This window comes from Vibrio natriegens NBRC 15636 = ATCC 14048 = DSM 759, from assembly GCF_035621455.1.
In the GTDB taxonomy this organism is placed as follows: domain Bacteria; phylum Pseudomonadota; class Gammaproteobacteria; order Enterobacterales; family Vibrionaceae; genus Vibrio; species Vibrio natriegens.
Map to the genome: position 1 here is coordinate 414,970 of NZ_CP141822.1, position 23,131 is coordinate 438,100.

Genomic DNA, 23,131 nt, shown 5'->3' on the forward strand with positions numbered 1-23,131 from the left:
TTTCACAAGGAAGAAAAATGCAGCTGCCTTCGTCTTTGATTTCTGTCGCTGAATCTGCCGTTCAAAATGCTCAGCAAGCTGGCTACTTTCAATTGTGGCCAAGTGAAATCGCAGAGCAATTTTACTATGTATCTGGCTTGAGCCAGTTCATAACCGAAACTATTCATCGAGATGAAAAGCTCGCTCAGGACTTGCCTGAGATGGTGGCGGAGCCAAGCCGACAAGCGTCTTACCGTACAAGACTCGCGGAGTTATTGGCAGATTGTCAGGATGAAGTGTCAGGCCATCGTGTATTACGTCAGTTCCGTAATCGTGAGATGGTTTATATTGCGTGGAAAGATTTCCTTCATGCCTGGACACTGGAAGAGTCACTGAGTCACCTTTCTCAACTGGCAGAGGCGCTGATCTTCGAAACTTACCAATGGCAATATCAGGCTTGTTGCAAAGAGTGGGGGACACCAACCAATGCTGAAGGTGAAGCTCAACCGATGCTAGTCATTGGTATGGGTAAGCTTGGTGGTGGCGAGCTGAACTTCTCTTCCGACATTGATCTTATTTTTACCTATCCAGATAACGGTGAAACTCAGGGTGCGCGCCGCAGCATTGCCAATGCGCAATTCTTTACCCGCCTTGGCCAGCGCATTATTAAAGCATTAGACCAGCAAACCTTTGATGGCTTCTGCTACCGCGTTGACATGCGTTTACGTCCATTTGGTGAAAGTGGTCCCTTGGTGATGAGCTATGCGGCGCTGGAAGACTATTATCAGGAACAAGGCCGCGACTGGGAACGCTACGCAATGGTTAAAGCTCGTGTGATGGGATGTGAAATGTACCCACAGTATCAAGAGCTGCGTAAGATGTTGCGTCCATTTGTGTTCCGACGTTACATCGACTTCAGTGCGATTCAGTCATTACGCCGTATGAAGTCGATGATAAGCAGCGAAGTGCGTCGTCGTGGGCTGAATAACAACATCAAGCTGGGTGCGGGCGGTATTCGTGAAATTGAATTTATCGCTCAGGTGTTCCAGCTAATCCGCGGCGGACGCGAGCCTTCTCTGCGTAATCGAGGCTTGCTGGAAACCCTGCGAGGGATTGAAGAACTTGCCTTGCTAACACCACAAGATGTGCAAAGTCTGGAAGCCGCGTATAAGTATTTGCGCCAACTAGAGAACTTACTGCAAGCCATGGCGGACAAGCAGACGCAGACACTGCCTGATTGCGACATAGAGCGTATGAAGCTGGCGACTGCAATGCGATTTGACTCCTGGGATGAGTTGATCACTCAGACTCAGCTGCACATGGGCAAGGTTCATCAGGTATTCGATTCTTTGATTGGCGATGACGAAGAAGATGAAGGCAGTAATGTTGCGCGCCATTTCCATGAGCTATGGGATATGGCTAAAAAGCAAGATGTACTAGAGCATATCCTGCAACAAGATATTCAGGTGGAAGATTTTTCCTCCTGCGCAAAAACCATTATCGATTTCAAGCAAGACATTGCCAAGAAAACACTGGGTCCACGCGGTCGAGAAGTGCTCAATAGACTGATGCCTAAAGTCTTCGATGCGGTTTTCGCGCATCCAGACGCTCAATTTGGTTTACCTAGAGTGTTGCATTTATTGCACAAAATCTGTACCCGAACCACGTACTTAGAGTTATTGGATGAACACCCGGCAGCTCTGGTGCAACTCGTGAGGCTGTGTACGGCAAGTCCGATGATTTCTGAGCAGTTATCGCGTTATCCAATCCTGCTTGATGAACTGATTGATCCGCAGCAACTGTATAATCCGATTCCTTTAGACAGTTACCGAACTGAGCTGCGTGATTTTCTGGCGCGAATTCCAGAAGATGATATGGAACAGCAGATGGAAGCACTGCGTCAATTCAAGCAAATTTGTATTCTGCGTATTGCAGCGGCAGATATCGCTGGTGCTCTGCCAGTCATGAAAGTGAGTGACCACTTAACTTATCTGGCAGAAGCCATCGTGGAAGCGGTTGTCAGTCAGGCCTGGTTGCAGGTATCAGAAAAGTACGGTGAGCCTACCCATGTTAAAGATCGTGAAGGCCGAGGGTTTGCGGTTATTGGCTATGGAAAAGTTGGCGGCTGGGAGTTGGGTTACAACTCTGATTTGGACATCGTATTTATGCATGACTGTCCGGTCAGCGTATACACTGATGGTAAGAAAGAAATCGATGGTCGCCAGTTCTATCTTCGTTTGGCACAGCGCATTATCCATATTTTCTCAACCCGCACCGCATCAGGGATTCTGTACGAAGTGGACACTCGCTTACGTCCGTCTGGAGCCTCGGGTTTACTGGTGAGTCCTACTGACGCATTTGACGAATATCAGCATCAGGAAGCCTGGACATGGGAACACCAAGCTTTGGTTCGTGCCCGAATGATCTATGGAGACGAACCTTTGGCTATCGCTTTCCATAACACTCGACATGATGTGCTGTGTAAATCGCGCGACCAAGCGACACTCAAAAAAGAAGTCGTCGAGATGCGTGAGAAAATGCGCGATCATCTCGGTGGAAAGAAAGCCGGGCGTTTTATGCTTAAACAAGATGTTGGCGGCATCACCGACATTGAATTCTTAGCTCAGTATCTGGTGCTCAACTACAGCCATGATAAACCTAAACTTACGCGTTGGTGCGATAACGTACGAATTTTTGAAACGTTAATTGCACAACAGGTGATGGACGAAGACCAAGCGATGCAGCTGATAAACGCCTATACCTCCATGCGTAATGAGATACACCATAGAAACTTACTCAATCTGGACGCTGATGTTGCCGAGAATAAATTTGTTGCGGAAAGAGAGTGGGTGAAACAGGCATGGAATCAGTGGTTCAGTTAAGGCGAGTTATTTAGCCACGCCAAGCGCTGTGGTAAACTCTGCACGATTTAATTTTTGGAGACCAATAATGAAACCAATTCTACCTGATTACAACAACGCTGGTGTGCTTATCATCGGTGATGTCATGCTAGATCGTTACTGGTATGGCCCAACTGGACGTATCTCACCGGAAGCGCCAGTTCCTGTTGTAAAAGTAGAAAACAATGAAGAGCGTCCGGGTGGTGCTGCAAACGTTGCGATGAACATCGCGTCATTGGGTGGTCACGCTCACATTGTTGGTCTGACAGGAATGGATGAACCTGCAAAAGTTCTGACAGAAAAACTCAGCTCGCTCAAAGTAAAATGTGACTTTGTGCCGCTGCCAGAGTACCCAACGATCACTAAGTTACGTGTAATGAGCCGCGGTCAGCAGTTGATTCGTCTGGACTTCGAAGACAAGTTCGAAAATACAGACCCAGAACCTGTGCTTACGCGCATGGATTCTGCTCTGCCAACTGTCAAAGCCGTGATCATGTCAGATTACGCAAAAGGCTCTCTTGAACATGTACAGGCGTACATTCAGAAAGCGCGCGCTGCCAACGTTCCTGTTTTCATCGATCCAAAAGGTGCCGACTTTGAACGCTATCGTGGTGCGACACTTCTGACGCCAAATATGAAAGAGTTCGAAGATGTGGTTGGCAAAGTGAAATCTGATCAGGAGCTGGTGGAAAAAGCACTGGCGCTTGTGGAAGAATTTGACTTTGATGCGCTGCTGGTTACCCGAAGTGAACATGGTATGACGTTAATTCGCCGAGGTGCGGAACCGTTCCATCTGCCAACACAAGCAAAAGAAGTGTATGACGTAACGGGTGCAGGCGACACCGTTATTTCTGTACTGGCGGCTTCAGTTGCTGCGGGTAAATCATTTGAAGAAGCATGTGCTCTCGCGAATGCGGCTGCCGGCGTTGTGGTTGGTAAACTAGGAACATCAACCTTGTCTGAAATTGAACTGGCTGAAGCGGTACATGGTAGTAAAGATACCGACTTTGGTGTGATTTCAGAAAAAGCTTTGATCGAAGCGGTGAAGAAAGCACGTGCTAAAGGCGAGAAGGTTGTGATGACCAATGGCTGCTTTGACATTCTTCACGCAGGCCATGTGTCTTACTTAAACCATGCTGCTGAACTGGGCGATCGCCTAATCGTAGCCGTGAATACTGACGAGTCAGTTAAGCGTCTTAAAGGTCCTGGCCGTCCGGTAAACCCAACCGATCGTCGTATGGCGGTATTGGCTGGCTTAGGTGCGGTAGATTGGGTGGTACCATTTAGTGAAGATACACCGCAACGCTTGATCTCAGAAGTGCTGCCAAGCTTATTGGTCAAAGGCGGAGACTACAAACCAGAAGAGATTGCAGGTGGCAAAGAGGTGATTGCTGCTGGCGGTGAAGTTCGTGTACTGAACTTTGAAGATGGTTGTTCAACTAGTGAAATTATTAATGCGATTAAAGGTGGCAAAGGCTAAGTCCTTTAACATCTAAACTAAATCGTAATGAGAAGGCTGCCTAGGGTGGCCTTTTTTGCATCTGCCTGCGATACCTAATCTTCCGCTTTTTTACAGGCAATAAAAAACGCCAGTTGTTTAGCAACTGGCGTTTTGCTTGTCTTGTTTACTGATTAGTTTACAGCTTTCAGACCCGCATCGATATTTAGAATGTCTTGCTCATTCAGTGTACCTACCGCCTGACGCAGTTGCAGACCACTGATGATGTAGTCGTAACGAGCATTAGATAGGTTGCGGTTTGCATCGTATAAACGGCGAGTCGCGTCCAGTACGTCAACAATCGTACGAGTACCTACATCAAAACCTGCTTCTGTCGCCTCTAGTGCAGAGCGAGCAGAAACTACAGATTGCTCGTAAGCTTTCAATGCACCGATTGATGCGTTGATGTTGTTGTTTTGCGCGCGAACATCTTTCACTACGCTACGGTACTGAGCTTCGAGATCTTCACTTGCAGCAACATAAGCGTACTCAGCTTGTTTAGTTTGCGAAGTTACGTTACCGCCGGTGTATAGAGGAACCGATAGGTTAATACCAACGCTCAATGCGTCTAGATCATAGTCTGCTGAACTCTGTCCACGGTCAGAATAGTTGTAACCACCGTCCAAGCTCAACGTTGGTAAGTGACCAGAACTAGCCAGGGAAATGTTGTCACGAGCGATATCCTGTGAAATGCGAGAAGACAGCAAACTTAGGTTTTGCTCTTTTGCAATTTCAATTAGGTCTTCAGCAGGGCTATCCGAGCGGCTTGCAGAGAAGCGAGCTGTATCAAGCACGTTCAGATTTTTGTGTTCCTGACCGGTGATTTCACGCAATGATTCGTAGCTGTTGATCAGATCGTTTTCTGCCAATACTTCATCAGCAAGTACTGCATCGTATTGCGCTTGTGCATCATGTACGTCGGTGATAGCAGAAAGGCCCACTTCAAAACGTTGTTTAGTTTGCTCAAGTTGGCGGCCAACAGCGGCTTTTTCGGCACGGACAAACACTAGGTTATCCTGAGCACGTAGTACTTCAAAGTAAGCTTGCGACACTCGAAGGATCAAACTTTGTTGTGTTGCCGCATAAGTTGCGTCTGCTTGACGAGCTGTTTTCTCTGCCGTGTCTAACGTAATCCAAGATGCGCGGTTGTAAAGTTCTTGAGTGAAGTTGATACCAGCGGTCAGGTCATTCTTATCATAAGTCGTTTTACCCGCTGAATCGTAATCGATATCACCGCGGATCACATCGTAACCCGCTGTTAAGTTGATTTGTGGTAGAAGGGCACTACGGCTTGAGGTGATTGCTTCGAAAGCTTGGTCACGCTGTGCTGCTACGCTAAGCAATTGTGGATCGTTTTGTTTTGCTAAGTCGTAGATGTCAGCTAATGAGTCCGCATAAGCCGATACGCTTATGCTACCTAGCGCTGCACTGATAAAAAGTGGAAGCAATTTTTTCATTTTCTATTCCCGCGGTCAATAGATTGGTTAATTCTCAGTAGTTTAACTCAATTTGGACGATATTTACTCTAAACTTTGCATTTTTTTACACGTAATTATCCAGTTGTGCAATAAAAATTTGTACAATACTTAAAATAAATTATAACTATTATACAAAAAGTTGAGCCAAGTCCTTTGAGCAAGTGATTAACAATGAGTACACTACAAGATTCACTCAGAGAGGTGTTTAATGCAACAGTGTGACAAGCGACAAGACGAGTTTACTTCACAAGATGTGGAAATCATCTCGAAAGAGACCCTCTTTAAGGGCTTCTTTAAAATGGTGAAGTACCGTTTCAAACATCGGCTCTTTGCTGGTGGTTGGAGTGATGTTGTCGAGCGAGAAATGTTCGAACGTGGACACGCTGCGGCGATGTTGCCTTATGATCCAATAAAGGATCAGGTTGTTATCATTGAACAGATACGAGTTGGTGCATTAGAACACGATCATCCTTGGCAGCTTGAAATTGTTGCCGGCATGATTGATCGAGATGAGTCCGTTGAAGATGTGATCCGCCGCGAAGCTCACGAAGAGGCGGGGCTTGAGGTGGGGCGAGTGATTCCGATGACGTCTTACTATCCCTCTTCAGGCGGATGCTCAGAAAAGTTGGATATTTTTGTCGGAGAAGTCGATGCTTCTAAAGCGGAAGGCATTCATGGTTTAGACTATGAAGATGAAGATATTCGAGTTCACGTCATCAGCCGTGAAGAAGCATATCAATGGGTGAAAGATGGAAAACTTGAAAATGCTGCTTCAATTATTGCAGTGCAATGGTTGCAATTAAACCATCTTGAGTTGAAATCACAGTGGGTAAGCCCCCATAACGGTGGAGAGTAAGTAATGGCGCAGATAGCTGAAAAACAGCGATATCATGTTGATTTAGCGGGTCTAATGAGAACCTATGAGACCAATTACGCTAAATTAAATGCCCTGCTGCCTGTCTCTGCTGAGGTTGGTGACGTGCGCTGTTATCAAGCCGCGCATATGGTTTATCAATTGACCGTGAATGAAGTCACAAAATACACCACAGTTGTTGAGATATGTCAGAGTGATGAAACACCAGTGTTTCCTTTACCGACAATGTCTGTCAGGCTTTACCACGATGCGAGAGTAGCGGAAGTATGCTCAAGCGGAGACTTCTCTCGTATCAAAGCTAAATATGATTATCCCAACGACAAATTGATGCAACGAGATGAAAAGCATCAACTAAACACGTTCCTTGGTGAATGGCTGACGTTTTGTTTAAGAAGTGGAATCAGTAGAACACCACTTGCCTTCAATTGCTCGTCACGTCGCTAAAGGAAAATAACAAATAACAATATAGTGGACGAATCAGGTTTTCATTTTGCAATCATCTAGTGACAGCATCAAACTTTTACAAATCACGGATACTCATCTGTTTGAGGCAGATGAGGGAAGTTTGCTGAGCGTAAAAACGGCCGACAGCTTTTCTGCTGTGGTTGATGAGGTTTTGCGCCGCGAAGTGGGGTTTGATTACATTTTAGCAACCGGGGATATTTCGCAAGATCACAGCGCGGGATCGTATCAACGATTCGCCGCAGGTATTGCGCCACTCGAGAAAGATTGTTTCTGGCTGCCGGGCAATCATGACTACAAACCCAATATGGGCAGTGTACTTCCATCACAACAGATCAAAGCGACGGAGCATGTGTTGCTTGGTGATAAGTGGCAAGTGATCCTGCTTGATTCTCAAGTAGTCGGCGTTCCGCACGGTCGTTTAAGCGATAAGCAGCTGGCATTGCTTGAAGAAAAATTAGCCGAGTACCCTGAGCGTTATACGCTGGTATTATTGCATCACCACCCAATTCTTGTTGGTAGCGCGTGGCTAGACCAACACACTCTGAAAGATGCAGAAGCATTCTGGCAGATTGTCGAACGTTTTGATGGTGTTAAAGGGATTCTGTGCGGGCATGTTCATCAAGATATGAATGTGCTACATCAAGGCATTCGAGTCATGGCGACACCTTCTACGTGTGTGCAATTCAAGCCTAACTCAGATGACTTTGCATTAGATACCACTTCGCCAGGCTGGCGAGAATTAGAGCTGCATGCGACTGGCGAGATTACGACCCAGGTTAATCGATTGCCGGAAGGTCAGTTCCAACCAGATTTCTCCTCGAACGGATACTAATCCTGCCCGAACATTATGTTCGGGCTTTCTTTTTATGTGAGACTTTTATGATGAAACCTTCATTATTGCTGTACATCCACGGTTTTAATAGCTCACCACTCTCAATGAAAGCGAATCTGATGAGAGAGTATTGTCAGCAGCATCGCCCGGACATCAAAGTGATCATTCCGCAGTTGCCGTGTTTTCCGCAACTAGCCGCTCAACTGTTACTGGACATCGTCGAGCAATATCAAAATGATTACCGAATTGGATTAGTAGGCAGTTCGTTAGGAGGCTTTATGTCTACTTGGTTGAACAGCCAATTTGGATTCAAAGCTGTAGTGGTCAATCCGGCCGTCAAACCTTATGAGTTGCTAGTCGACTATTTAGGTGAACAAACTAACCCCTACACGAATGAAACTTATACACTTGAGACTTGCCATATTGACGAGTTGAAAGCTCTTGATGTACAAAGCATCGCATCGCCAGACGCGTTTTGGCTACTGCAGCAAACCGAAGACGAGGTTCTGGACTATCGCCAGGCGGTAAATAAGTTTGCGCAATCCAAGCAAACGGTAGAACAAGGCGGTGATCACAGTTTTGTAGGCTTTGAGCGTTATCCTGCAAAGATTATCGAATTTCTAGAACTGTAATGGATAGGAACGATTGGAATACGCTCATAGTTTTTGCTGATATATCCAACCGTTGCTTGACATAGGCGGTTTGCTTTCCGACTATATTTTGCTGAAAGATCTTAAGGGTCATAGACTCTGGCTACTTTGTTATGTATCAGATTTACAAACATTTAAAGATACTAACAGGGTGGCTTTTTCGTTTCCTGAGAAAACACATTCTGAACTGTGTTTTGCAGGTAACAAATAAACTTTGAGAACAATTCCGTATTATGACTGAACAATATAATGCTGGGGCCATTGAAGTACTGAATGGCTTAGAGCCAGTACGTCGCCGACCAGGGATGTATACGGATACAGCGCGCCCGAACCACCTGGGCCAAGAAGTTATCGATAACAGTGTCGATGAAGCGCTAGCCGGACATGCCTCAAAAGTACAAGTCATCCTACATGCTGACCAATCACTGGAAGTGATCGATGATGGTCGAGGCATGCCTGTTGATATCCACCCAGAAGAGAAAGTCTCTGGTGTTGAGCTGATCTTATGTAAGCTTCACGCGGGTGGTAAATTCTCGAACAAAAACTACCAATTCTCCGGTGGTCTCCACGGGGTAGGTATTTCGGTAGTAAACGCGTTGTCTAAGCGTGTTGAAGTGACCGTTCGCCGTGATGGTCAGGTCTATGAGATTGCCTTTGAGCACGGTGATAAAGTTTCGGATCTAACCGTAACCGGCACATGTGGCCGCCGTAATCGTGGTACTAGTGTGCACTTCTGGCCAGAAGCGAAGTACTTTGACTCTGCAAACTTCTCTGTGACGCGCCTGGTCAATAACCTACGTGCGAAAGCGGTTCTTTGTCCGGGATTAGAAATCACGTTCACAGACAAAGTGAACAACAAAGACTACAAGTGGCACTACGAGGATGGTTTAAAAGACTATCTGGCTGAAGGCGTTAAAGGATACACCGTTCTGCCAGAAGAACCGTTTACTGGTGAATTCTCTGCAGAAACTGAAGCCGCAAACTGGGCTGTGATCTGGCAGCCAGAAGGCGGCGAGATGATCACCGAAAGTTACGTCAACCTGATCCCTACTGCTCAGGGCGGTACACACGTAAATGGCCTGCGCCAAGGTTTGCTGGACGCAATGCGTGAGTTCTGTGAATTCCGTAACTTGCTTCCACGTGGCGTCAAACTGACCGGCGATGATGTCTTCGATCGTTGTTCATATGTGCTATCGGTGAAAATCCAAGATCCGCAATTTGCTGGCCAGACCAAAGAACGTCTTTCATCTCGTCAAACGGCGGCATTTGTTTCAGGCGTGGTAAAAGATGCCTTCAGCCTATGGCTGAACGAAAAGCCGCAACTGGCAGAACAACTTGCTGAAGTTTGTATCGCTAACGCGCACCGTCGTATGCGTGCGAGCAAAAAAGTCGTACGTAAGAAAGTTGCGTCAGGCCCTGCCTTGCCAGGCAAGCTAACCGACTGTTCTGTGCAAGACCTAAATCGTACCGAAATCTTCTTCGTGGAGGGTGACTCGGCGGGTGGCTCGGCAAAACAGGCACGTGATCGTGAGTTCCAGGCGGTTATGCCACTGCGCGGTAAGATTCTGAATACCTGGGAAGTGTCTGCTGACCAAGTCCTGGCGTCTCAAGAAGTGCACGACATTTCTGTTGCGTTGGGTATCGACCCGGATAACGACAACCTCGACGGCCTTCGTTACGGTAAGATCTGTATTCTTGCCGATGCGGACTCGGATGGCCTTCATATCGCGACGCTGCTGTGTGCTCTGTTCACTCGTCACTTCCGCGCACTAGTGGAAGCGGGTCATATCTATGTTGCCATGCCGCCACTGTATCGTATCGACTGCGGTAAAGAAGTGTTCTACGCACTTGATGACGATGAAAAAGATGGCGTACTAGAGCGCTTGTCGAAGAAGAAAGCCAAAATCAACGTACAGCGATTCAAAGGTCTGGGTGAGATGAACCCATTACAGCTGCGTGAAACCACCATGGATCCAAATACGCGTCGTCTGGTTCAGTTAACCATTGATGACTCTGCAGCGACCATGGAAATGATGGACATGTTGCTTGGTAAGAAGCGTGCAGATGACCGTCGTTCTTGGTTACAAAACAACGGCGATTTGGCAGAGGTTTAACGAATGTCTACAGAAATTACTTACGATGGCGTTGAACAGTTGCCGATGCGCAAGTTCACCGAAGACGCTTATCTGAATTACTCGATGTACGTAATTATGGATCGTGCATTGCCATACATTGGCGATGGTTTGAAGCCGGTTCAACGACGTATCATCTACGCGATGTCGGAGCTAGGTCTCTCGGCATCCGCAAAATACAAGAAATCAGCACGTACCGTCGGTGACGTGTTGGGTAAATACCATCCGCACGGTGACTCTGCGTGTTACGAAGCGATGGTATTGATGGCGCAGCCGTTTTCTTACCGTTACCCATTGGTTGACGGTCAGGGTAACTGGGGTGCGCCGGATGACCCGAAATCCTTCGCAGCGATGCGTTATACCGAAGCGAAACTGTCTAAATTTGCTGAAGTATTATTGGGTGAACTAGGTCAGGGCACGGTTGAGTGGCAGCCAAACTTTGACGGCACGATGAAAGAGCCGCAAATGCTGCCTGCACGTCTGCCTCATATCCTGCTTAACGGCGTAACGGGTATCGCGGTTGGTATGGCGACGGATATTCCTCCGCATAACGTACGTGAGGTAGCTGACGCAACAATCCATCTGATTGATAACCCTAAAGCGGAACTGCCGGACGTAATGCAGTACGTGAAAGGCCCGGATTACCCAACGGAAGCTGAGATCATTTCCCCGCAAGCGGAAATTGAAAAGATCTATCGTAACGGACGCGGCAGTATCAAGATGCGTGCTGTCTGGCATAAAGAAGGGGCGGACATCGTCATCACGTCGATTCCGCACCAAGTGTCAGGCTCTAAGCTACTTGAGCAAATCGCAAACCAAATGCGTGCGAAGAAGCTACCAATGGTCGAAGATCTTCGTGATGAATCGGATCATGAGAACCCAACTCGTATCGTTATCGTTCCTCGTTCTAACCGAGTCGATTGCGATATGTTGATGAATCACTTGTTCGCTTCTACTGATCTAGAACGTAGCTACCGCGTTAACCTGAACATGATTGGCCTGGATAACCGTCCTCAGGTTAAAGGTCTGGTTCAGATTCTATCGGAGTGGATTGAGTTCCGCCGCACGACGGTTCGCCGTCGTTTGCAATATCGCTTAGACAAAGTGATGGCTCGCCTGCACATCTTAGAAGGTTTGCTGGTTGCGTACCTGAACCTTGATGAAGTGATTGAGATCATCCGTACTGAAGACGATCCAAAAGCGGTGCTGATGGAGCGTTTTGGTATCACCGATATCCAAGCCGACGCGATTCTGGATACCAAGCTTCGTCATCTTGCCAAACTGGAAGAGATGAAGATCCGTGGTGAGCAAGAAGAGCTGGAAAAAGAACGTGAGAAGCTAGAGCTGCTATTAGGTTCTGAGCGCCGTCTGAATACATTGCTGAAGAAAGAAATCAAAGCAGATGCAGAGAAATACGGCGATGATCGTCGCTCGCCACTAGTAGAACGTGCAGAAGCGAAAGCGCTAACTGAGCGTGACCTAGTGCCGAGTGAACCGATTACGGTTGTTCTGTCTGAAAAAGGCTGGATTCGTCACGCGAAAGGCCACGAAGTTGAAGCTGAAGGTCTGAACTACAAGTCTGGTGATAAATACTTGGCGCATGCCCGAGGCAAGAGTAACCAACCTGCCGTTTTCCTTGGTAGTGATGGTCGCAGCTACTCGCTTGAATCGCACTCTTTACCGTCTGCTCGTAGTCAGGGTGAGCCAATTACCGGCCGCCTGAACATCACCGCAGGCAGCAGCATTCGCCAGGTGATTATGGGTGAAGAAGATCAGTTATGGCTGGTGGGTTCTGACGCGGGTTACGGCTTTGTATGTAAAGGTTCCGATCTGTTGTCGAAGAACCGCAGCGGTAAAGCTCTGGTCACCTTACCTGCGAACTCTGAAGTGATGACACCTAAAGAAGTTGAAGATTTAGACTCTGATGAAATTCTGGCGATCACTAACCAGGGACGTATGTTGTTGTTCCCAATTAAAGACCTGCCGCAATTAGCCAAAGGTAAAGGGAATAAGATCATCAACATTCCTGCGGCGAAAGCGAAAGATCGTGAAGAAGTATTATCTCATCTGATGGCTCTGCCACAGGGAGCTTCTCTGACACTTTATGCTGGCAAGCGTAAGCTGGGCTTAAAACCAACTGACTTGGATAACTTCCGTGGAGAGCGTGGCCGTCGAGGCAGTCTGCTGCCAAGAGGCTTACAGCGAGTGACACGAATCGACGTTGAGCTCGGTGAGTCGAGCAACACTGAAGAATCGAGCGAAAGCGAATAAAACAAAAATCCCAGCCAGTGGCTGGGACTTTTTTATGCTTCTTGTTTGTCTTCAGCAATAGTGACTTTTAACGTTATCTCTTTGCCTTTACGAATAATGCCCACTTCAACAGTCGTACCGGGACGTAAATCGGTGACAATATCCATCACACTTTGTCGTCCCTGAACTTTATTGCCATCAATACTAATTATGATGTCTTGTTTCTCGAAGCCTGCTGCGCTAGCGGGACCATTAGGGTCGATACCGAGAACGACAATGCCACCGACATGTTGATTACCCAATAATCGGGCGGTGACCGCATTAATATCTTGACCATCAATGCCGATATAGCCACGGATCACACGGCCATCCGCAATGATCTTTTGCATGATCTTGCTCGCGAGTGGTGCCGGAATCGCGAATGAAATGCCGTAAGTTTCCAAATCGGTTGCTTGCTGGAAGGAGGCGGTATTAATTCCGACTAACTCACCCTGGGTATTAACCAGTGCACCACCAGAGTTACCTTCGTTGATTGCCGCATCGGTTTGAATGAAGGCTTGTCGCCCGTCGCTGATAGAAGAACGTCCCGTTGCGGAGATTATACCAAAGGTCGTGGTTTGTCCTAAGTTGTATGGATTGCCAATGGCCAGTACCACATCACCAACTTGAGGTTTGTATTCTGAGTTCAGAGGTATCACGGGGAGATTGGTACCCTCAACACGCAGCACGGCGATATCGGTACGTTTGTCGGTACCGACAAGTTGTGCCGCGGCAGCTCTGCCATCTTGCAGTGCTACGACGATTTGGTCAGCCTGCGCAACAACATGGTAATTGGTAATGATGTAGCCTTTCTCACTGACAATCACACCAGATCCCAGCCCTTGTGTAGAAAGCTTGCTACGATCATTTTCTACATACTTGCGGCTGTAAATATTCACCACGGCTGGAGCGGCTTTTCTAACAGCCTGATTGAAAGAGAGTTCAAGAGAGGCGATGTTGCTTGGTTGTGGATCAAGCGCAGCTGGAATTACGTTATTACGTAAAGATGGAACCGCAAGTAGGACAACGGCGGCGGTTGCCAAGCCTAGAAAGACAGAACGTAATAAAAAGCTAAGCATATCCTCTCCATATGTGAACGCCAAAGTGGCATAAGAAGGTGAAGAATAGCATTACATTGAAAAATAACAAAAGGACAGCACGTGATTGTGCTGTCCTTTTAATTGTCCGACTAAAAGTTCGTCAAAGTATTAGAGCTCTGTCACCGAATGTTGTGTATCCAAAGCACTTTTACTTAACCACCTTTGGGCCAATACTGTTATCGAATTACCAGATAAATGGTACGGTCTCCGCGCTGAATGTTGAGTGCGAGTACGCCTTTTTGCTTATCAACAATGGCTCGAAGTTCAGCAAGGTTTTTCACGCGCTGACGGTTAACTCCGATGATGATGTCACCTTCTTGCAACTGGTATTGAGCTGCAGGTGAGTTTTCAGCAACGCTTGTCACCTTCACACCTTGAACGGAGTCACTCGGATTTGTGTTACTTAACTCAGCCCCTTTTAGACCATCATGCAGGGTTTCTGCTTTCGCTTTGATATTGGTTGACTCACCAAGCGTCACATTAAAGGTTTCGTTTTTACCATCACGCACCACACCGAGCGTGATCTTTTTACCTGCACCTAATGTTGCGACTTTGGCACGTAGCTCAGAGAAGGTGTCAATCGACTTACCATTCACGGAAACGATGATATCACCTGCTTTCAAGCCCGCTTTATCAGCAGCGCTGTCAGGCACTACTTGACCAATAAATGCGCCTTTGCTGGACTCGTAGCCGAGTGCCTCTGCTAGCTCCGACGTGACTTCGCCGCCTTGAACACCCAACATACCGCGTTTCACTTCACCAAACTCTAAAATTTGCTCGGTAAGGTTTTTCATCATGTTGGAAGGAATCGCAAAGCCAATGCCGACGTTACCACCATTTGGACCCAAAATAGCGGTGTTGATGCCGATCAGCTCACCATTTAAGTTGACCAAGGCACCACCTGAGTTGCCGCTGTTAATCGCTGCATCGGTTTGAATGAAGTTCTCGAAGTTTTCAACATTCAAGCCGCTACGGCCAAGTGCGGAAACAATACCTGAAGTGACGGTTTGACCCAGACCAAACGGGTTACCAATCGCAACGGTAAAGTCACCGACGCGCAACTTGTCGGAGTCGGCAATTTTAATTTGTGTCAGGTTCTTTGCTTTTTCCAATTTGAGCAGTGCCACATCGGCCATTTCGTCACCACCGACTAATTCGGCGTCATACTCTCGTCCGTCATATAAGCGTACTCGAATCTCATCCGCCCCTTTTATTACGTGATAGTTCGTTACGATATGACCTTTGTTCGCGTCAATGATGACACCTGACCCTAAACCACGGAACGGGCGCTCTCGCGTTTGTTCCATTGGAAAATCTGGGCCAAAGAAAAATTGAAATTGCTCTGGAATACGGCTGGTTTGCACCTGTTTGCCTTCTACCGCAATGCTGACTACCGCTGGGGTCACTTTATCCAGCATTGGTGCGAGGCTAGGTAGTTGCTGACCATCCATGCTGAGCGGCAAGGCTGCCGTCGCCTGGATTGGCGTGAAGATAGAACTCAAACTTAGAGATAGAACGGTCAGTGCAAGCAGTGGTTTTTTCATCCAATAACTCCTCTTGAAACATGTCTGCCAAAAAGAAATATCCTAACTGTTAGTAATATAGGGATTAGTTGGGATAATCAAAAGGGGTAGCAGTTCACAAGTAAGTTAGAGATGGCTGTTTCAGAAAAGTTCAAAAAGGGCCGATACAAAATGAGATTTGTATCGGCCTGATAGGGGAGATAAGAGGTGTTATGATGCTTTGGCGGTGACCGCTTCAGGTGCTGTAATTACTTCTTTCTCTTGATCTTTTAAAAGACCTGTTGCGCCATTGGCGTAGTCTTTAGGTTGTTCGTTGACATTTGGCTGATCTTCTTTGATCTGCTCTGAAGCCATCGCTGTCTTCTTATCAAACGGGTTATCTTGCTCAGGTAGATTAGGCAAAAGTTCTGAAGACGTCTTCGCTAGATGCTGATACAGCTTGGTGTAATCTTTACCTAGGGTATCCAACATTTCTGCGGTTTGGGCAAAGTGGTCAACGAGCTCTTGGCGTTGTTGCTCTAGTTCAAACTTCGCCGACTCTAATTCTTTCTGTACAGACTTCTGTTTTTTGTATTCAGGTGTGGTTAGTCTACTAATGACTACGCCTACGATTGTACCGACCAGCAAACCCACAATGGCATGAATCCAAGGCATAACTGCTCCTTATATTTGTTTTAACAAGTCTTTTACTACTTAGTTACACGCGGTGCTCGTCCATGTTACTATGGCTTGAACAGCCGATAAAGAAAAATAGCAGTATGTCTTCGGGGACTGATAACTAATTCTCTGTAATCAGACATTGCCCCCGAGGTGACACTTTCCTTTGTACCTCTAAAACGACTTAATGCGATGACACCACTACAACGATATCAAAAAGATATAGCAGAACATGGATTCCAGCGTGATGAAGCCCAACATCAGGCAGTAACTGCTTTGGATAAGCTCTACCACGCTATTGTCAATTTTCAGTCTGCACCTGTACCTCAACTTTCCAAATGGCAAAAACTCATGGGTAAAAAGGTTGAATTGCCTGAACCTCCGAAAGGTTTGTATTTTTGGGGAGGGGTCGGTCGAGGTAAAACCTATTTGATGGATGCTTTTTTTGATGCGTTGCCAACAGAAAGAAAGATGCGAGTGCATTTTCATCGCTTTATGTACCGAGTACACGATGAACTGAAGCAACTGGGTGATGTTGAAAACCCATTATCGAAAGTGGCTGACAAGTTTAAAAAAGAAGCGGACGTGGTGTGCTTTGATGAATTCTTTGTCTCTGATATTACCGATGCAATGATTCTGGCTACATTGCTACAAGAAATGTTTAAGCGTCAGATGATCTTAGTTGCGACGTCGAATATTGAACCGCAAAATTTGTACCGTAACGGTTTACAGCGAGCGCGATTCTTGCCTGCAATCGATATGATTTTGGCTCGATGCGATGTTTTGAATGTCGACAGTGGAGTGGATTACCGTTTAAGAACGCTCGAGCAGGCAGAAATCTATCATCATCCTTTAGACGAACAAGCGACCATTAACCTGAATAAGTACTACCAGCAACTGACAGGTGAGCGGCAGCACGTGGCGCATCAGATAGAAATTAACCACCGTAATATCGAGGTTATCGAAGCCAGCGACGGTGTATTGCATGCTTCTTTTGCTCAGTTATGTCAAACGACTCGAAGCCAGAATGATTACATAGAACTCTCACGCATTTATCACACCGTATTGCTGGCTGATGTTGTGCAGATGAGCGGCAAAATAGACGACGCAGCGAGACGTTTTATTGCTCTGGTCGATGAGTTTTATGAGCGACATGTTAAGCTCATTATTTCTGCGGAAGTGCCGATGGATAGCTTATATACTCAAGGCCAGCTTGAATTTGAATTTAAGCGCTGTCTATCTCGTTTAACTGAGATGCAGAGTCATGAGTATCTCGCAAGAGAGCATTTGGCTTAAATCTACTTGTTTCAAAAAAACTGAAGAAAAAATTAGTGATTTGGCGCAAAAAAAGGTGATTTTTTCTTCGGTCTTCTCTATAATCCTGCGACCCACCGTTACTGCAGACCTGATTATCGAAGTTATTTCGACAATGAAGGTCGAGAGTACCACCGACTCGAAGGGGTGATGACTGGGCTCTTAGACAGTGTGGGAGCACCAAAAGGGTGTTCCTTTAAAGTTTAAATTTTAATTAACGGGTTATTATTAGCATGAAAACTTTCGTTGCTAAACCAGAAACTGTAAAACGCGACTGGTACGTTGTAGACGCTGAAGGTAAAACTCTTGGCCGTCTAGCAAGTGAAATTGCATCTCGCCTACGTGGCAAACATAAAGCTGAATACACTCCTCACGTTGACGCTGGTGACTACATCATCGTTATCAACGCTGAGAAAGTTGCTGTAACTGGTAACAAAGCTAAAGACAAAGTGTACTACCGTCACTCTGAGTTCCCAGGTGGTCTAAAATCTATCACTTTTGAAAAGTTGATCGATCGTAAACCTGAGATGGTTCTTGAGCTTGCAGTTAAAGGCATGCTTCCACGTGGTCCTCTAGGCCGTGCTATGTACCGTAAGCTTAAAGTTTACGCAGGCGCTGAGCACAACCATGTTGCTCAACAACCACAAGTACTAGACATCTAATTGGGGATTTCGAAAATGGCAGAGAATCAATACTACGGCACTGGCCGTCGCAAAAGCTCAGCTGCGCGTGTTTTCATCAAACCAGGCAGCGGCAACATTGTAGTAAACAAGCGTAACCTTGACGAATACTTCGGTCGTCCAACAGCACGCATGGTTGTACAACAACCTCTAGAGCTAGTTGAACTAACTGACAAGCTAGACCTTTACGTAACAGTTAAAGGCGGCGGTATTTCTGGTCAAGCTGGTGCTATCCGTCACGGTATCACTCGCGCGCTTATGGAATACGATGAGTCTCTACGTCCTGCTCTACGTGCAGCTGGTTACGTTACTCGTGACGCTCGTTGCGTTGAACGTAAGAAAGTTGGTCTACGTAAAGCACGTCGTCGTCCACAGTTCTCTAAGCGTTAATTTCCTTACGGGAATTATGCTTTCCAGAGTTATTCTGGATACTGTGCACCAAAAGCTCGGCTATATGCCGAGCTTTTTGTTTTTTATACGGCTGAAAAATACGCTATTAATTTGATATTTTTATCCCGGACCTAACTTAATACCCACGCAATATTTAGCTGAGCCATTATTAAGTTTTTTCTTAATTTCATGTGCTACAAAATTTTAATAACTCTCGTCATTAGTCCGGCTATTTTATTTCTTCTTCAGCAGACTTAATTTACTGAAAACAACCGATATAAAAGGGATAAACCTCGTTATTTCGTGTCTCTTCCTTTCGCTTTCTTGTTACAAATCACATCAAACATTTATTATTTTACTGCTTTTGTGACGACACGGGCGATTTGCCTCACAAATGTTACAAAAAGGTAGCTTTATCTTGTCAAAAAGTAGGGTTTTCTTTATCATTTCCTCCCAATAAATATAACGAAATTCATTATGTGTTAGCCATGCTCTTATAAGCGGAATAATAACGATCCAAGGGAGCAAATGGGAGAATGTTTGGATGAGCAACGCGCCTTTAAATAACGGTCGCAGGCGTTTTCTAACCGCTACAACGGCAGTTGTGGGTGGGTTAGGGGCAGCTGCCGTCGCCGTTCCTTTTATAAAATCATGGAATCCGAGTGCTAAAGCAAAAGCTGCTGGTGCACCGGTGGAAGTGGATATCAGTAAAATCGAACCGGGCCAATTGGTTCGTGTTGAGTGGCAGGGTAAACCTGTATGGATTGTACGCCGTACTCAGCAAGTGATAGATAACCTCAAAACTATCGACGATAAACTTCGTGATCCTAAGTCTGAAATGGAGCAGCAACCTGCTTACGCTCAGAATGAGTACCGCTCAATTAAGCCGGAGTTCTTTGTTGCAGTTGGTTTCTGTACTCACTTAGGCTGTTCACCTAGCTACCTGCCTGATTCTTTCTCAGAGCAAGTTCAGGGTGTGAAATCTGGCTTCTTCTGTCCATGTCATGGCTCTAAGTTTGATATGGCTGGCCGAGTGTTCCAGGGTGTTCCTGCGCCGTTGAACCTTGTGATTCCTAAGCACATGTATCTGAGTGACACGAAGCTCATAGTTGGTGTTGATGAGGGGGATGCATAATGCAAGCAATGTTAGACTGGGTAGAAAAACGTATTCCAGCCATGAATGCTTATAAAAAGCATTTATCTGAATACCCAATGCCGAAGAACTTCAACTTTTGGTACCTTTTTGGTTCTCTGGCTATGTTGGTTCTTGTCAACCAAATCCTAACGGGTATTTGGTTAACGATGAACTACGTTCCTTCTGGCGAAGGTGCATTTGCTTCTATCGAATACATCATGCGTGATGTTGAGTACGGTTGGTTGTTGCGATACATGCACTCTACCGGTGCTTCAGCATTCTTCGTGGTTGTATACCTACACATGTTCCGTGGTCTGATCTACGGTTCGTACCAAAAGCCTCGTGAACTACTGTGGATCTTCGGTATGTTGATCTTCTTGGTTCTTATGGCTGAAGCTTTCATGGGTTACCTATTACCATGGGGTCAGATGTCATACTGGGGTGCACAGGTAATCATTTCTCTATTTGGTGCGATTCCTGTTATTGGCGATGATCTAACTCTTTGGATCCGTGGTGACTACATCATCTCTGGTGCAACGTTGAACCGTTTCTTCGCGCTTCACGTTATTGCGTTACCAATCGTACTGCTACTGCTTATCGTACTTCACGTATTGGCACTGCACGAAGTTGGCTCAAACAACCCTGACGGTATCGAGACTAAACTACCGAAAGGCACTATGGGCGATGATTACCAAACGCAATTCAAGTTCCACGATTACTACTCGAAGAAATACGACATCATCGACTCTATTCCGTTCCACCCTTACGGTACGGTAAAAGATTTGGTGGGTGTAGCTGGTTTCTTGTTCTTCTTCTGTTACGTGTTGTTCTTCAACCCAGAAATGGGTGGTTACTTCCTTGAGCCGCCTAACTTTGAAGCAGCGAACCCGCTTAAGACACCTGCGCACATCGCGCCTGTATGGTACTTCACACCGTTCTATGCAATCTTGCGTGCGGTTCCAGACAAGCTGTTGGGCGTAATCCTGATGGGTGCTTCGATTGCAGTTCTGTTTGTACTACCGTGGTTAGACCGTTGTAAAGTGCGTTCTTACCGTTACCGTAGCAAACTTCATCTGTTGAATATTATCCAATTCACTATCAGCTTCATTGCGCTAGGTATTTTGGGTGCGTTACCAGCAACGCCAACATACACACTACTAGCACAAATCTTTAGTTTGGGTTACTTCATGTTCTTTGTACTGCTGTTCTTCTACAGCAAAAATGAAGCAACTAAACCATTACCAGAGAGGGTGACATTCAAATGAAGAAGTGGATTGTAATTCTATTTGCTATGTTGCCATCTCTAGCGATGGCAGCGGGGGCCAGTGTGCCGCTTGATAAAGCACACGTGGACCTGTCGGATAAAGCTTCGCTGCAAAACGGCGCGAAGTTATTCATGAACTACTGTTTCGGCTGTCACTCTACGCAGTACCAGCGTTATGAGCGTGTCGCAACAGATTTGGAAATTCCAACAGACTTAATGAAAGAGAACCTGATTTTCAATCCAGAAGCGAAAATCGGTGATCTGATGGTTAACTCTATGCCACCTAAGCAAGCGGCAAACTGGTTTGGTGCTCCACCGCCAGATTTGACGCTGGTTGCTCGAGTTCGTGGTGCGGATTGGTTATACACTTACTTACGTTCGTTCTATGTGGATCCATCACGTCCGTTTGGCGTAAACAACATTGTATTCCCAAGTGTTGGTATGCCACATGTTCTCGAAGAGCTGCAAGGTATCCCAACACCAGTCTACGAGACTCACCACGTTGATGGTGAAGAAGTTAAAGTTGTTATTGGTACTGAAACGGATGGTACTGGCGAACTAAGCACAGGCGAATACGACAAAGCTGTGGGTGATCTGGTTAACTTCCTGGTTTACTCTGGTGACCCGGTACAACTAGAGCGTCACGCAATTGGTTGGTGGGTGATGGGCTTCTTAGTCATCCTGACTATCATCGTTGTGTTGCTTAAGAAAGAGTATTGGCGTGATGTGCATTAATTGTGCTAAAATATCGTGCTAATTCCCAATTTTAATTGACTGTACAATGGAGGCTTAGCCTCCATTGTTTTTATTTGTAAGTGTACTGGAGGGCTCCATGGCTGTAGCTGCCAATAAACGTTCTGTGATGACTCTTTTCTCAAGTGCATCAGATTTGTATAGCCATCAGGTTCGCATTGTACTGGCTGAAAAAGGTGTAAGTGTTGAAGTTGAGCTTGTTGATGAAGCTAACCTTCCTGCTGAACTTATCGAGCTAAACCCATATAAATCAGTGCCAACTCTTGTGGATCGTGAGCTTGCGCTTTACGATTCAAAAATTATCATGGAGTACTTGGACGAGCGTTTTCCTCATCCACCTCTAATGCCGGTTTACCCTGTTGCCCGTGGTAACAGCCGTTTGATGATGTACCGTATCGAACGTAATTGGTACTCACTAGCTGAAAAAGTAATGAAAGGTAACGCTGAAGAATCGGAAAAAGCGCGTACGAAACTTCGTAACGATCTTCTGACTCTAGCGCCAATCTTTGCTGAATATGAGTACTTCATGAGTGAAGAATTCAGCTTGATCGATTGTTACTTGGCACCATTGTTGTGGCGTTTACCTCAACTTGGTATTGAGCTTGTTGGTCCTGGCTCTAAAGAGATCAAGGTTTACATGAACCGCGTATTTGAACGTGATTCATTCCTTGCTTCTTTGACTGAAGCTGAACGTGAAATGCGTCTAGTTCGTTAAGCGATTTAGATACATTATGGATATTGCAAAAATGACTGCCCGCCGCCCGTATATGCTTCGAGCATTTTATGATTGGCTGGTAGACAATGACTTAACTCCTCATTTGGTTGTTGATGCAACCATGCCAGGTGTACGTGTACCTGTTGAGTTTATTCAAGATGGTCAGATTATCCTGAATATTGCCCCTCGTGCCGTTGGTAATCTTGAGTTGGGCAATGATGCGATTACTTTCCATGCTCGTTTTAGCGGTCGTCCGCACTCAGTAATTGTGCCTGTTTATGCGGTTCAAGCTATCTACGCACGTGAAAATGGTGCAGGTACGATGTTTGAACCTGAAGAGGCTTATACCAATATCGAAGAAGAAACGATGGAAGAAGAGCAATCTCCGTCGTTTACTACGGTTAGTGATGACGCTCAAGTTGCGGACTCGGAATCAGGTGACAGCGAAAGTGAAGCACCTCGTCCGAAAGGCAAACCAAGCTTAAGAGTTATTAAATAAAAAA

The 23,131-nt window shown here is 46.1% G+C and carries 20 protein-coding genes; 16 read left to right on the forward strand and 4 right to left on the reverse strand.

Annotated elements, in window-relative coordinates; genetic code table 11:
* Window positions 1–17 precede the first annotated feature (17 nt).
* Window positions 18–2,861, forward strand: a complete 2,844-nt coding sequence (gene glnE / locus VER99_RS01960; protein WP_020335873.1) for a bifunctional [glutamate--ammonia ligase]-adenylyl-L-tyrosine phosphorylase/[glutamate--ammonia-ligase] adenylyltransferase — start codon at window positions 18–20, stop codon at window positions 2,859–2,861.
* A gap of 67 nt (window positions 2,862–2,928) precedes the next feature.
* Window positions 2,929–4,359, forward strand: a complete 1,431-nt coding sequence (gene hldE, locus VER99_RS01965) for a bifunctional D-glycero-beta-D-manno-heptose-7-phosphate kinase/D-glycero-beta-D-manno-heptose 1-phosphate adenylyltransferase HldE (protein ID WP_014230770.1) — start codon at window positions 2,929–2,931, stop codon at window positions 4,357–4,359.
* A gap of 152 nt (window positions 4,360–4,511) precedes the next feature.
* On the opposite strand, the gene tolC is transcribed toward hldE, so the two are convergent.
* On the reverse strand, window positions 4,512–5,834 hold the full coding sequence (gene tolC / locus VER99_RS01970) for an outer membrane channel protein TolC (protein ID WP_014230771.1): 1,323 nt from the start codon (window positions 5,832–5,834) through the stop codon (window positions 4,512–4,514).
* 229 nt (window positions 5,835–6,063) lie between these two features.
* Between tolC and nudF the strand changes: the two genes are divergently transcribed.
* The 6 genes from nudF to parC all read left to right on the forward strand — a co-directional run bounded on the left by nudF (window position 6,064) and on the right by parC (window position 13,079).
* On the forward strand, window positions 6,064–6,711 hold the full coding sequence (nudF, locus tag VER99_RS01975) for an ADP-ribose diphosphatase (RefSeq protein ID WP_014230772.1): 648 nt from the start codon (window positions 6,064–6,066) through the stop codon (window positions 6,709–6,711).
* Window positions 6,712–6,714: 3 nt separating this feature from the next.
* Window positions 6,715–7,173 (forward strand): DUF1249 family protein, encoded by a 459-nt coding sequence (locus tag VER99_RS01980; RefSeq protein WP_014230773.1) that lies wholly within the window; start codon window positions 6,715–6,717, stop codon window positions 7,171–7,173.
* A gap of 46 nt (window positions 7,174–7,219) precedes the next feature.
* Entirely contained in the window at window positions 7,220–8,026 is an 807-nt protein-coding gene (gene cpdA, locus VER99_RS01985; protein WP_014230774.1) for a 3',5'-cyclic-AMP phosphodiesterase, read from the forward strand.
* 47 nt (window positions 8,027–8,073) lie between these two features.
* A complete protein-coding gene (gene yqiA / locus VER99_RS01990) occupies window positions 8,074–8,658 on the forward strand; it encodes an esterase YqiA (protein WP_014230775.1) in 585 nt (194 codons plus the stop codon).
* A 251-nt stretch (window positions 8,659–8,909) separates the two neighbouring features.
* Complete coding sequence (parE, locus tag VER99_RS01995) at window positions 8,910–10,790, forward strand: DNA topoisomerase IV subunit B (protein WP_020335874.1); 1,881 nt, start codon at window positions 8,910–8,912, stop codon at window positions 10,788–10,790.
* A gap of 3 nt (window positions 10,791–10,793) precedes the next feature.
* A complete protein-coding gene (gene parC, locus VER99_RS02000) occupies window positions 10,794–13,079 on the forward strand; it encodes a DNA topoisomerase IV subunit A (protein ID WP_020335875.1) in 2,286 nt (761 codons plus the stop codon).
* 32 nt (window positions 13,080–13,111) lie between these two features.
* Here the strand turns inward: parC and degS are convergent, their stop codons facing one another.
* From degS to zapG, 3 genes are all read right to left on the reverse strand, one after another.
* Complete coding sequence (gene degS / locus VER99_RS02005) at window positions 13,112–14,176, reverse strand: outer membrane-stress sensor serine endopeptidase DegS (protein WP_014230778.1); 1,065 nt, start codon at window positions 14,174–14,176, stop codon at window positions 13,112–13,114.
* A 197-nt stretch (window positions 14,177–14,373) separates the two neighbouring features.
* Window positions 14,374–15,741: a DegQ family serine endoprotease gene (locus VER99_RS02010; RefSeq protein ID WP_014230779.1), complete on the reverse strand. Its 1,368-nt coding sequence runs from the start codon at window positions 15,739–15,741 to the stop codon at window positions 14,374–14,376.
* A gap of 189 nt (window positions 15,742–15,930) precedes the next feature.
* Window positions 15,931–16,374, reverse strand: coding sequence for a Z-ring associated protein ZapG (gene zapG / locus VER99_RS02015; protein ID WP_014230780.1), 444 nt, complete (start codon window positions 16,372–16,374; stop codon window positions 15,931–15,933).
* A 195-nt stretch (window positions 16,375–16,569) separates the two neighbouring features.
* On the opposite strand from zapG, the gene zapE reads away from it, so the two are divergent.
* The 8 genes from zapE (at window position 16,570) to sspB (ending at window position 23,127) form a co-directional block, all read left to right on the forward strand.
* A complete protein-coding gene (zapE, locus tag VER99_RS02020; protein ID WP_014230781.1) occupies window positions 16,570–17,673 on the forward strand; it encodes a cell division protein ZapE in 1,104 nt (367 codons plus the stop codon).
* Between the two features lie 251 nt (window positions 17,674–17,924).
* Window positions 17,925–18,353, forward strand: a complete 429-nt coding sequence (gene rplM / locus VER99_RS02025; RefSeq protein ID WP_005396465.1) for a 50S ribosomal protein L13 — start codon at window positions 17,925–17,927, stop codon at window positions 18,351–18,353.
* Window positions 18,354–18,368: 15 nt separating this feature from the next.
* A complete protein-coding gene (rpsI, locus tag VER99_RS02030) occupies window positions 18,369–18,761 on the forward strand; it encodes a 30S ribosomal protein S9 (protein ID WP_014230782.1) in 393 nt (130 codons plus the stop codon).
* Between the two features lie 544 nt (window positions 18,762–19,305).
* Window positions 19,306–19,896 (forward strand): ubiquinol-cytochrome c reductase iron-sulfur subunit, encoded by a 591-nt coding sequence (gene petA / locus VER99_RS02035; RefSeq protein ID WP_014230783.1) that lies wholly within the window; start codon window positions 19,306–19,308, stop codon window positions 19,894–19,896.
* The gene (locus VER99_RS02040; protein WP_014230784.1) at window positions 19,896–21,161 is read left to right on the forward strand and encodes a cytochrome b; all 1,266 of its coding nucleotides are present in this window, start codon (window positions 19,896–19,898) and stop codon (window positions 21,159–21,161) included. Before petA ends, VER99_RS02040 begins: the two co-directional genes overlap by 1 nt.
* The gene (locus VER99_RS02045; RefSeq protein ID WP_014230785.1) at window positions 21,158–21,895 is read left to right on the forward strand and encodes a cytochrome c1; all 738 of its coding nucleotides are present in this window, start codon (window positions 21,158–21,160) and stop codon (window positions 21,893–21,895) included. Before VER99_RS02040 ends, VER99_RS02045 begins: the two co-directional genes overlap by 4 nt.
* 97 nt (window positions 21,896–21,992) lie before the next feature.
* Window positions 21,993–22,628: a stringent starvation protein SspA gene (sspA, locus tag VER99_RS02050; protein WP_014230786.1), complete on the forward strand. Its 636-nt coding sequence runs from the start codon at window positions 21,993–21,995 to the stop codon at window positions 22,626–22,628.
* 16 nt (window positions 22,629–22,644) lie between these two features.
* Window positions 22,645–23,127 carry a ClpXP protease specificity-enhancing factor gene (gene sspB / locus VER99_RS02055; protein ID WP_020335877.1) on the forward strand — a complete coding sequence of 161 codons (483 nt, stop codon included), beginning with the start codon at window positions 22,645–22,647 and terminating at the stop codon, window positions 23,125–23,127.
* The last annotated feature ends 4 nt before the right edge of the window (window positions 23,128–23,131 follow it).

Excerpts from the sequence above, each read along its gene's own strand:
- glnE (WP_020335873.1), top strand. The coding sequence starts at position 18 with ATGCAGCTGCCTTCGTCTTTGATTTCTGTCGCTGAATCTGCCGTTCAA.
- hldE (WP_014230770.1), top strand. The coding sequence starts at position 2,929 with ATGAAACCAATTCTACCTGATTACAACAACGCTGGTGTGCTTATCATC.
- tolC (WP_014230771.1), bottom strand. The coding sequence starts at position 5,834 with ATGAAAAAATTGCTTCCACTTTTTATCAGTGCAGCGCTAGGTAGCATA.
- nudF (WP_014230772.1), top strand. The coding sequence starts at position 6,064 with ATGCAACAGTGTGACAAGCGACAAGACGAGTTTACTTCACAAGATGTG.
- VER99_RS01980 (WP_014230773.1), top strand. The coding sequence starts at position 6,715 with ATGGCGCAGATAGCTGAAAAACAGCGATATCATGTTGATTTAGCGGGT.
- yqiA (WP_014230775.1), top strand. The coding sequence starts at position 8,074 with ATGATGAAACCTTCATTATTGCTGTACATCCACGGTTTTAATAGCTCA.
- parE (WP_020335874.1), top strand. The coding sequence starts at position 8,910 with ATGACTGAACAATATAATGCTGGGGCCATTGAAGTACTGAATGGCTTA.
- parC (WP_020335875.1), top strand. The coding sequence starts at position 10,794 with ATGTCTACAGAAATTACTTACGATGGCGTTGAACAGTTGCCGATGCGC.
- degS (WP_014230778.1), bottom strand. The coding sequence starts at position 14,176 with ATGCTTAGCTTTTTATTACGTTCTGTCTTTCTAGGCTTGGCAACCGCC.
- VER99_RS02010 (WP_014230779.1), bottom strand. The coding sequence starts at position 15,741 with ATGAAAAAACCACTGCTTGCACTGACCGTTCTATCTCTAAGTTTGAGT.
- zapG (WP_014230780.1), bottom strand. The coding sequence starts at position 16,374 with ATGCCTTGGATTCATGCCATTGTGGGTTTGCTGGTCGGTACAATCGTA.
- zapE (WP_014230781.1), top strand. The coding sequence starts at position 16,570 with ATGACACCACTACAACGATATCAAAAAGATATAGCAGAACATGGATTC.
- rplM (WP_005396465.1), top strand. The coding sequence starts at position 17,925 with ATGAAAACTTTCGTTGCTAAACCAGAAACTGTAAAACGCGACTGGTAC.
- rpsI (WP_014230782.1), top strand. The coding sequence starts at position 18,369 with ATGGCAGAGAATCAATACTACGGCACTGGCCGTCGCAAAAGCTCAGCT.
- petA (WP_014230783.1), top strand. The coding sequence starts at position 19,306 with ATGAGCAACGCGCCTTTAAATAACGGTCGCAGGCGTTTTCTAACCGCT.
- VER99_RS02040 (WP_014230784.1), top strand. The coding sequence starts at position 19,896 with ATGCAAGCAATGTTAGACTGGGTAGAAAAACGTATTCCAGCCATGAAT.
- VER99_RS02045 (WP_014230785.1), top strand. The coding sequence starts at position 21,158 with ATGAAGAAGTGGATTGTAATTCTATTTGCTATGTTGCCATCTCTAGCG.
- sspA (WP_014230786.1), top strand. The coding sequence starts at position 21,993 with ATGGCTGTAGCTGCCAATAAACGTTCTGTGATGACTCTTTTCTCAAGT.
- sspB (WP_020335877.1), top strand. The coding sequence starts at position 22,645 with ATGGATATTGCAAAAATGACTGCCCGCCGCCCGTATATGCTTCGAGCA.